The sequence below is a fragment of the Arthrobacter sp. CAL618 genome, from assembly GCF_000468215.1.
GTDB lineage: Bacteria > Actinomycetota > Actinomycetes > Actinomycetales > Micrococcaceae > Arthrobacter_D.
The window spans coordinates 1-9,144 of the sequence record NZ_ASZW01000102.1; the positions used below are offsets into that span (position 1 = coordinate 1).

A 9,144-nucleotide genomic window follows, 5' to 3' on the forward strand; every position below is an offset into this window, starting at 1 on the left:
GGTCCCGGCCCGCGCGGCAGACGGTACACTGGCATCCGGCGGCGGACCGGGCCCCGAAGTGCGGCTCCAGATCACGCTCCGAGGCGGGCTGGCTGGGGAAGCGGTCCAGACGGTGGTCCAGCAACTGCAGGACCGGCTGCGGGCCAATACAGAATTTGTGGAACGGGTCGACTCCCTTGAGGTGGTACTGACCCGCTGAGGACGTGCGGGCGGACCCGCAGAAGAGTGAACCAGTGAATTTTGCCCTCTACCGGGAGCTGCTCCGTATTGTCCCGGTGCGGCGTCTGCTCATCGTCGGAATGATCGCCAGATTCCCGCACTCCGCGGCCGGGGTCCTGCTGACCCTTCATGTGGTGCAGACCCTCGACCGTGGGTACGCGGAAGCCGGCGCTGTCGCGGCTCTTCTGACGATTGGCATCGCCGTCGGCGCACCCTGGCGGGGCCGTCGGGTCGACAGCGCGGGGCTGCGCAAGGCACTGATTCCGTCCGTGATCGCCGAAGCGGTGATCTGGTCTGTGGCACCCCAGCTGTCCTACGAGTGGCTGCTCGTCGCCGCCCTGATCGGTGGGTTGTTTACCCTGCCCGCCTTCTCGGTGGTTCGCCAGTCCCTGGGCGTGATGGTGTCCGGGGAGAAGCGACGGACCGCGTTCACCCTTGACGCGATCAGCACCGAAATGATCTTCATGGTGGGACCGGCGCTGGGCGTCGTCCTGGCCACCCAGGTCTCGACGGTCTTTGGCCTCACCCTGGTGGGGCTGGCCACCGCCGGTGCCGGTCTCTTCCTGATGTGGTTCAACCCACCGACCCGGAGCGAGCAGCTGGGAGCTGTCTCCCGGCCCCCGACCGAAGCCGAGGACGAGGCCGCCGCCGTCGNNNCGGTGCGCTGGTCGCATCGGCGCCAGCGCACGTCACCGAAGCGTCGGCCGAACTGTACCCGGGAGGACGCGCAGCACACGGTCGTCAAGGGGCGAAGGGACGTCAGCGGGTCAAGGAGCGGCTGGCGGGCAGCTTCGTCTGGCTGACGGTGGCGGTGGCGGTGGTCCTGGTGGTGGCTGCCGGGGCAGGACTGGTGCTGGCCGGTACCGAGGTGGGGATCGTCGCCGCGCTCGAGGATTCGGGCCGGGAGGGTGAACTCGGGCTGGTCTTCGCCGCCTGGTGTGCCGCATCGGTGGTGGGCGGCCTGATCTATGGTGCGCTGCACCGGCCGGTGTCCCCGCTGGTGCTCCTCCTGCTCATGGGGCTGTTCACCATCCCCATGGGTTTCGCCGAAAACACACTGGCACTGTGCCTGCTCTCGATCCTGCCGGGACTATTGTGCGCACCGGTCCTGTCGGCGGCGTCCGAACGGGTGGCCGACCTGGTGGTCGAGGAACGGCGTGGCGAGGCGATGGGATGGTATGGCTCGGCACTCACCTCGGGGGTGGCGCTGGGTGCACCACTGGCCGGCATCACCATCGACACGGTGGGCCCGTCCGCGGCCTTCACCGCCGTGGGGTCGGTCGCGGTACTGATCTGCCTGCTGGGCCTAGGCGCCCAGCAGGTACGACGACGGCGGGCTAGTTGACCGCGCCGGTGAATTTTTCGCCGGGGCCCTGACCTGGCGCGTCCTGAATGACCGACGCTTCGCGGAAGGCCAGCTGCAGTGAGCGGAGCCCGTCGCGCAGCGGCCCGGCGTGCTGGCCACCGATCTCGGGGGCAGCGGCAGTGACAAACCCGGCCAGTGCCGTGATGATCTTGCGGGCCTCGTCAAGATCCTTGAGTTCCTCGGCGTCGTCGCCTTCTGCCAGGCCGCATTTCACGGCTGCGGCGCTCATCAGGTGCAGCGCGGAGGTCATGATCAGCTCCACGGCACTCACCTCGGCGATGTCGCGGCGAACCTGGCGACCGTCGTCGGCGGTTTGGTCCAGGGGGTCCTGGAGTGATGGCTGGTCCGGGGCGCCAGCGGAACCGCCGTCGTCGCCGGGTGCCTGGAAGATGTTGCGTTCGCTGTCTGGATTACTGGCCGGAGTACTCATGCTGGTAAGCTTGTCACAGACCGACTGGAGGTCACTATTTCATGCGCCCACACGGGGCATGAAAAAGATCACTTCCAGTTTGCAAGCGGAGTTTCCTCCCACCCGCGATTGCCAGGTGTTTCGTTGCGAAACATGGTGGCAGCCGGGTAACAGGTCGGTACGTACGATCGTCAAGACATTTCTTGACAGTACGCTTCCACTCGCAGTGGAAGTAACCGATCATCGAGGCCTCTGATTGCACGTGCAGTCGGGGGCCTTCTTCTATTGCAGGTGGTATTACTTCAAAGATTTCAGGAGCAACACATTAGCGAGCCAAGAATCAATGATCGTATCCGCGTCCCAGAGGTGCGGTTGGTAGGACCTGCGGGCGAACAGGTAGGCATCGTCCGTATTGAGGATGCTCTCCGTCTTGCCTCCGAGTCAGACCTGGATCTTGTTGAGGTTGCACCGCAGGCCAAGCCTCCGGTTGCCAAGCTCATGGATTTTGGCAAGTACAAGTATGAGGCCGCGGTCAAGGCTCGTGAGGCGCGCAAGAACCAGACGAACACCGTTCTCAAGGAGATCCGGTTCCGCCTGAAGATTGACACTCATGATTACGAGACCAAGCGCGGACATGCAATGCGCTTCCTGGGCGCAGGCGACAAGGTCAAGGCCATGATTCAGTTCCGTGGACGCGAGCAGCAGCGACCCGAAATGGGTATTCGCCTGCTGCAGAAGTTCGCTGAGGACGTTGCCGAGGTGGGAATCGTTGAATCGACCCCCCGCATCGACGGTCGCAACATGGTCATGGTCATTGGTCCGGTCAAGAACAAGGCTGAGGCAAAGGCTGAAGCGCGACGCGCTACCCAGCGCGCCGATGCCAAGGCTGCGAATGAGGCAGTGAAGGCTGGTACCGAGAAGGTGGATACCACCCCGGACAAGGCGCCCATGACGCAGAGCCTCGCGGACCTGCTGCCTGACGGCTACTCAACCACCGCTTCCCAGGAGGCGGCCGAAGAAGCCGCAGCACAGGAAGTGATTGCGGCCGAAGTTGCAGCCAAGGAGGCCGCGGCGCAGGAAATCGTCGACCGCGAGAAGGCTATCCAGGACAAGGCGGATCAGGAAGTCGCAGCAGCCGAGGCAGCCAAGGCAGCGAAAGCTGCCGAGAAAGCCGCTGCTGAAGCACCGAAGGCTCCAGCCAAGGCGGCCGGTGCGAAGGCAGCTGAGAAACCAGCAGCTGCTCCCAAGCCCGCTGCAGCGCCGAAGCCAACCGCGGCTCCCAAGCCGATGGCCATGCCCAAGCCAGCAACACCCAAACCTGCCAGCAAGGCAGCTCCCCGGAGCACGCCGAGCCGGCCTAAGCCCGGAACCTCCGACTAGGGATTACGTCCCCCGGAGCCGCCAGGCGCCCGAATAAACCCGCAGGCACCCCCGCGGGTGCCGTACGACCCGCCTGCAACAGCTGGTGGAAACCAAAGGAGATCGGTTCTCATGCCGAAGATGAAGACCCACAGTGGTGTCAAGAAGCGTTTCAAGCTGACCGGAAGCGGCAAGCTCAAGCGCCAGCAGGCTAACCGCCGCCACTACCTGGAGCACAAGCCCTCCACGCTGACTCGCCGTCTCGGTAGCGACAAGATCGTCTCGAAGGCCGACACCAAGGTCATCAAAAAGATGCTCGGCATCTAACTCACCCAAACCACTTAACCGGGCTTGCGCCAGTCTCCTGCACACTGCAGGACAGCGCTGAACATCATCACCCGGTAGATCTACTGAAGGAGTACGCACGTGGCACGTGTGAAGCGGGCGGTAAACGCCCACAAGAAGCGTCGGGTAATTCTCGAGCGGGCGAAGGGCTACCGTGGGCAGCGTTCACGCCTGTACCGCAAGGCCAAAGAGCAGCTGCTGCACTCATTTGTGTACAGCTACGGTGACCGTCGCAAGCGCAAGGGTGACTTCCGTCGCCTCTGGATCCAGCGCATCAATGCTGCGTCCCGCGCCAACGGCCTGACCTACAACCGTCTGATCCAGGGCCTGAAGGCCGCCGAGATCCAGGTTGACCGCCGTATGCTGGCCGAGCTTGCAGTATCTGACGCCAACGCGTTCTCCGCACTGGTACAGATTGCCAAGGATTCGCTGCCTGCTGACACCTCAGCACCAGCCGGCGCCCAGGCGTCAGCCACCAAGGCGCCAGCCAAGGCAAGCGCCTAACCTTTCGTTTTACCCTTCTCGGTTCGGTCTCACCCGGATTACGGGGAAGACCCAAAATACTGAGAACATCAGTACATGACTAACACCGGACGCCCAGCGGCACCGCCCATGACCAACCCCCGAGCTGATCGGGTCAAGGAAGTGGCTCGGCTCGCTGGGCGTCCGGCCCGTTTAAGGCAGGGCCGGTTTCTCGCCGAGGGGCCTCAATCCGTTCGGGAAGCATTGGCATTGCATTCGGCGCGCCACGCTGCGGGCGAGCCGGAGGTCATCGAGGAACTGTTCATCACCGAGGAATGCCTGGACCGGCACGCCGAGCTTGGACTGTTCGAAGGACAGCCAGCCCCACGGCTGGTGACTGAGGAAGTGCTGGCCGCAATGTCTTCGACGGTGACGCCGCAGGGTGTCATCGCGGTGTGTTCGTTTGTCGATGTCCCGCTCGAAGCGATGCTCGCCAGGGAGCCCCGGCTAGTTGCCGTGATGGTGGAAGTGCGCGATCCCGGCAACGCGGGAACCATTCTGCGAGCAGCCGATTCCGCTGGCGCCGACGCGGTGGTGTTGACGTCGTCGAGCGTTGACCTTTACAACCCGAAGGCTGTCCGGTCAACTGTCGGGTCACTGTTTCACTTGCCGGTGGTTCTGGGCGCCGACCTTGACCTGGTGCTCACCTCGCTGCGGGAGCGCGGGATCGCCGTGCTGGCAGCCGACGGTTACGGCGACGTCGACCTCGACACCCTGCAGGAAGGCAGTGCACGACGGCGGCTGGCACCCTCAGCGGAGAACGCTGGGGACGGGAGCAGTGCAGCTCGACTGGAAGCCCCGACGGCCTGGCTCTTCGGTAACGAAGCGCAGGGGCTGCCCGACGTCGTTTTGAAGGGCGCGGACCACCGGGTGGCAGTGCCCATCTATGGTCGGGCGGAAAGCCTCAATGTGGGGACCGCCGCAACCGTCTGCCTTTACGCCTCCGCGAGGGCGCAGCGCCTCAGCTGAGGCCCTGGCCGACCGCCGAATGTTCAGTCGGCCGGGGCGTCCTGGTTCCCCGGTCCATCCGCCCGCTGACCAAGGCCACAGCAAGCCCGATGACGGCCAACACCGCACCGACCAGTGCCGGAGCCGTGTACCCCCAGCCAGCGGCGATCACCGCGCCGCCCAGGAACGCGCCCAGGGCGTTGGCAATATTGAGCGCTGCATGGTTCAGGGACGAGGCGAGGGACGGCGCGTCAGGGGAGACGTCGAGCAGGCGGACCTGAAGCGACGGAATCAGCATGGCGCCAATCGCACCGACCAGGAAGACGAACAGCAGGGCGGTTGGCGCCCATTGAACGGCGAAGGAGAACGCCACCAGCGCGGCGGCGATCACGCCCATCACCCAGTAGATGGTGCCCATCACGGAAATATCGGCCAGGCGGCCGCCAATAATGTTCCCGGTGACCATGCCCAGACCATAGAGGGCAACGACGAACGGCAAGGTCGCTTCGGGGAGGCCCGTGACCTCGGTCATGGTCGGGGAGATGTAGGAGTAGACAGCGAAGAAACCGCCGAAGCCAACTGTGCCGATCAGCAGCGTCATCCACACCTGGCCACGTTGCAAGGCGCCCAGCTCGCGGCGGATACTCGCATTCTGCAGGACCTGCTGGTGAGGGACGCTGCGGGAAATCATCCAGATAGTGACCACCCCAATGACACCGACCAGAAGGAACATGGTCCGCCACCCGAACATCTGACCCAACCAGGTGGCGAACGGTACCCCGATGACGTTGGCGATACTGAGCCCCAGCATCACCATGGCCACGGCGTGCGCCCGGCGCGTGGGCGCCGAGAGGGACGCGGCAATGACAGCCGCGATGCCGAAGTACGCGCCGTGGGGGAGACCCGACATGAAACGGGAAAACAACAGCCAGCCGTAGTCGGCGGCGAAATAGGACGACAGGTTCCCGACGGTGAAGAGAACCATCAGCCCCAGCGCCATCCCTTTGCGGGGCAACCGGGCGCCGAGGGCAGCGAGCAGGGGAGCGCCGATGACGACGCCGATCGCGTAGGCCGAGATGACATGCCCACCCTCGGGAATGGAGATATCAAGGTCGCCCACCATCTCCTGCAGGAGACCCATGATGGCGAACTCGGTGGTGCCGATACCGAAGCCGCCCATGGCGAGGGCGATGATGGCGAAGTTCAGCTGCCGTGGGGTGAGGGTGCGTCGGGCGTCAGACATGGAACTCGTTTCGGCATCAGATGGTGTTGGTGGCGTTGCTCTGTAGAGCGCAACGCATCGACGCCGTTGTCTATTTCAACTGTAGCCGGGCCGGTACCGCCAGCTACACTCGGTTCGTGCCAGCTGACCAGTTACCCCGCCAGATTGTCGGCGCAGCGATCGTCGATTCCCTGACTCACCCCACCCGGCTGCTTGCCGCCCGTCGCACGGCGCCCGAGCAGTTCGCCGGCATGTGGGAATTCCCCGGGGGGAAGGTCGAGGCGGGGGAAACGGACACAGCCGCACTGCATCGGGAGCTCCTGGAGGAGCTTGGGGTCGAAGTTGAGCTCGGTGCTGAGATCGTCGGGCCGGTACCCGGTGGCTGGGCGCTGAACGAACGCGCCGTCATGCGGGTCTGGCTAGCCGAGGTCACCACCGGTGAACCCCGACCGCTGGAAGACCACGATGTTCTCTCCTGGGTTCCCCTTGCCGGTTCCACTGAGTTGGCCGACCTCGCCTGGATCCCTGCCGACCGCCCCATCGTTGACGCGGTGCTGACGCAGACCTGCCATGCCGGAGCGGCTCAACAGTAGATTGGGGAGCTCTCGCGCCGCATCTAGAACAGTGCTGGCTTTAGAACAGTGCTGGCTTTAGAACAGTGCCGGTTCTAGAACAGTGTCGGCTCCGCATCCGTAGCGTGTGCAGGGCGCACGGTAGACGTAGCAGCCGTTTCGCTGACTCCGGGAGGTCCTGGCTGAAGCTCTCGAAAGAACTGCGCCCCGGAGGTGAACCCGTGATTAGCCCGGTGCTGCCGAATCCGCCCCGACAGCCAGGTGCGGTACTCCTTGGATGCATAGCTCCCGCCGCGATACAGGCGCCGGTACCGGCCCACCAGCGCCGGGTGATTCTCCGCCAGCCATTCCAGGTACCACTCCCGGGCCCCGGGCCGTAGATGAAGGGCGCCCGCCGAGACTCCGGTGGCACCGGCAGCGGCCAGGGCGCCAAACAATGCATCGAGTGACTCGTCATCGTCGGTCAGCCACGGCAGGATCGGCATTGCCAGAACCCCGCAGGGCAATCCAGCGTCGCGCAGGCGGCTGATCAGCTCGAGCCGTGCCTTGGGGCTGGGTGTACCGGGTTCCACCGCATGGGCTAGGGCGGGGTCGATAATGGCGAGCGAGATTCCCATTCCAATCTGTACCGCTGAAGACGCTTTCTTCAGGAGCGGGATATCCCGTGCCAGGAGGGTGCCCTTCGTGAGGATGGAGAACGGTGTCCCCGAATCGGCGAGCGCGGTGATGATGTCGGGCATCAGCCGGTAGCGGCCCTCGGCCCGCTGGTACGGATCGGTGTTGGTGCCCATCGCGACATGTTCCCGCTGCCAGGACCGGCGGGACAGTTCGCGGCGCACCACTTCACCCACATTGGTCTTGACCACCAGTTGGGAGTTGAAGTCCAGCCCAGTGTCGAGGTTCAGGTAGCTGTGGGTCTTTCGAGCGAAACAGTAGACGCAGGCGTGGGAGCAACCGCGGTAGGGGTTGATGGTCCAGTGGAACGGCATGCTGGAATTGCCGGGGACCCGGTTCAGCGCCGACTTGGCGAGCACCTCGTGGAACGTGATGCCCGCAAATTCTGGCGTCCTGACAGTCCGGACCAGGCCGCTCAGGGGCAGCAGCGGCTCCTGAGGAGCCGGCGCCGTCGTCGTCGTACTCTGTCCAGCCCATCGCATGAATATATTAGAACATACGTTCTACTGGGGTTGGGGGAGGACTGCTTGTAAGCTGTGAACTCAGGAAGGTGGTGCGTGCCATGGGCCAGGTGATCGAGGTCAAGGGCCTCCGGAAATCGTTTGGTCGCCGGGATGTCCTGCACGGCATCGATTTTGGGGTGGAACGCGGCGAAGTCTTCGGCGTTATCGGGCCCAACGGTGCAGGAAAAACCACCACCATGCGGTGCCTGCTCGACATCATCAGACCGAGCGCCGGGAGTATCAGGATTCTGGGTGAGAATCCGGGCGCTGCGGGACCTAAACTGCGGCGCAAAATCGGTTACCTGCCGGGTGAGCTATTCCTTGAGCAACGGATCACCGGACGCTGGCTGCTGGCGCACTATGCGGCCATCAGCGGTGCGGTGCGGCCGGGGCGAGCGGACGAGCTGGCGGAACGCTTCAACCTGGACCTGGACCGCCACACCCGCAAACTGTCCAAAGGCAACAAACAGAAGCTGGGGCTCGTGCAGGCTTTCATGCATGACCCCGAAGTGTTGATTCTGGATGAACCAACCAGTGGCCTCGACCCGCTTATGCAGCAGGAGTTCCGGGCACTCCCGCGCGAAGCCCAGCAGCGGGGGCAGACCATCTTCCTGAGTTCACATGTCCTGAGCGAGGTCCAGCAGGCCGCGGACAGGGTCGCCATCCTGCGCGACGGCGACATCGTCCAGGTCTCAAGCGTCTCAGCCCTCCGGGAGGGTGCCCACCGCCAGATCCGGATAGCGGTGACCGGTGTCCCCGGGCCCGAGCTGGAGCTGCTGCTCCGGGACGTACCGGGGTTGCACACCATCGAAGTTCAGACGGCCGGCGAGCTCACCGAAATCTCAGCCACCCACGAGGGCGCCATCCGGCCGTTGATCCGTGCCCTGGCACCGCTCCAACTCGCCGATCTGGTCATCGAAGAACCCGATCTCGAGGAATCAGTGCTCACCCTGTATGGCAACGGGGGGAACGATGGCACCGGCAGGAACGATGGCACCGGCAGG

General features: G+C 64.4%; 9 protein-coding genes and 2 pseudogenes. 8 read left to right on the forward strand and 3 right to left on the reverse strand.

From position 1 onward, the window contains the following. Positions 1 to 199, forward strand: a pseudogene (locus tag K728_RS21210) (SseB family protein); the annotation flags it as partial. Positions 200 to 233: 34 nt separating this feature from the next. Then, positions 234 to 1,564 (forward strand): annotated as a pseudogene (locus K728_RS18660) (MFS transporter). On the opposite strand, the gene K728_RS0106690 reads toward K728_RS18660, so the two are convergent. Continuing rightward, entirely contained in the window at positions 1,557 to 2,015 is a 459-nt protein-coding gene (locus K728_RS0106690; protein ID WP_019483420.1) for a DUF1844 domain-containing protein, read from the reverse strand. The pseudogene K728_RS18660 and the gene K728_RS0106690 overlap by 8 nt on opposite strands. Before the next feature lie 345 nt (positions 2,016 to 2,360). Here K728_RS0106690 and infC point away from each other — a divergent pair, with 345 nt between their 5' ends. The 4 genes from infC (at position 2,361) to K728_RS0106710 (ending at position 5,189) form a co-directional block, all read left to right on the forward strand. Beyond that, positions 2,361 to 3,374, forward strand: coding sequence for a translation initiation factor IF-3 (infC, locus tag K728_RS0106695; protein WP_019483419.1), 1,014 nt, complete (start codon positions 2,361 to 2,363; stop codon positions 3,372 to 3,374). A gap of 111 nt (positions 3,375 to 3,485) precedes the next feature. Beyond that, a complete protein-coding gene (gene rpmI / locus K728_RS0106700; protein ID WP_019483418.1) occupies positions 3,486 to 3,680 on the forward strand; it encodes a 50S ribosomal protein L35 in 195 nt (64 codons plus the stop codon). 99 nt (positions 3,681 to 3,779) lie between these two features. Continuing rightward, positions 3,780 to 4,202, forward strand: coding sequence for a 50S ribosomal protein L20 (rplT, locus tag K728_RS0106705; protein WP_019483417.1), 423 nt, complete (start codon positions 3,780 to 3,782; stop codon positions 4,200 to 4,202). Between the two features lie 75 nt (positions 4,203 to 4,277). After that, positions 4,278 to 5,189 carry a TrmH family RNA methyltransferase gene (locus K728_RS0106710; protein ID WP_024476259.1) on the forward strand — a complete coding sequence of 304 codons (912 nt, stop codon included), beginning with the start codon at positions 4,278 to 4,280 and terminating at the stop codon, positions 5,187 to 5,189. On the opposite strand, the gene K728_RS0106715 is transcribed toward K728_RS0106710, so the two are convergent. Next, positions 5,182 to 6,411 carry an MFS transporter gene (locus tag K728_RS0106715; RefSeq protein ID WP_019483415.1) on the reverse strand — a complete coding sequence of 410 codons (1,230 nt, stop codon included), beginning with the start codon at positions 6,409 to 6,411 and terminating at the stop codon, positions 5,182 to 5,184. The genes K728_RS0106710 and K728_RS0106715 overlap by 8 nt on opposite strands. A gap of 116 nt (positions 6,412 to 6,527) precedes the next feature. Here K728_RS0106715 and K728_RS18665 point away from each other — a divergent pair, with 116 nt between their 5' ends. Continuing rightward, positions 6,528 to 6,983: a (deoxy)nucleoside triphosphate pyrophosphohydrolase gene (locus tag K728_RS18665; protein ID WP_026041162.1), complete on the forward strand. Its 456-nt coding sequence runs from the start codon at positions 6,528 to 6,530 to the stop codon at positions 6,981 to 6,983. A 74-nt stretch (positions 6,984 to 7,057) separates the two neighbouring features. Here K728_RS18665 and K728_RS0106725 read toward each other — a convergent pair whose 3' ends face one another. Then, the gene (locus K728_RS0106725) at positions 7,058 to 8,119 is read right to left on the reverse strand and encodes an Rv2578c family radical SAM protein (protein WP_019483413.1); all 1,062 of its coding nucleotides are present in this window, start codon (positions 8,117 to 8,119) and stop codon (positions 7,058 to 7,060) included. A gap of 80 nt (positions 8,120 to 8,199) precedes the next feature. On the opposite strand from K728_RS0106725, the gene K728_RS0106730 reads away from it, so the two are divergent. Further along, the coding region (locus K728_RS0106730) for an ATP-binding cassette domain-containing protein (RefSeq protein ID WP_193353924.1) at positions 8,200 to 9,144 on the forward strand (945 nt) is incomplete at its 3' end.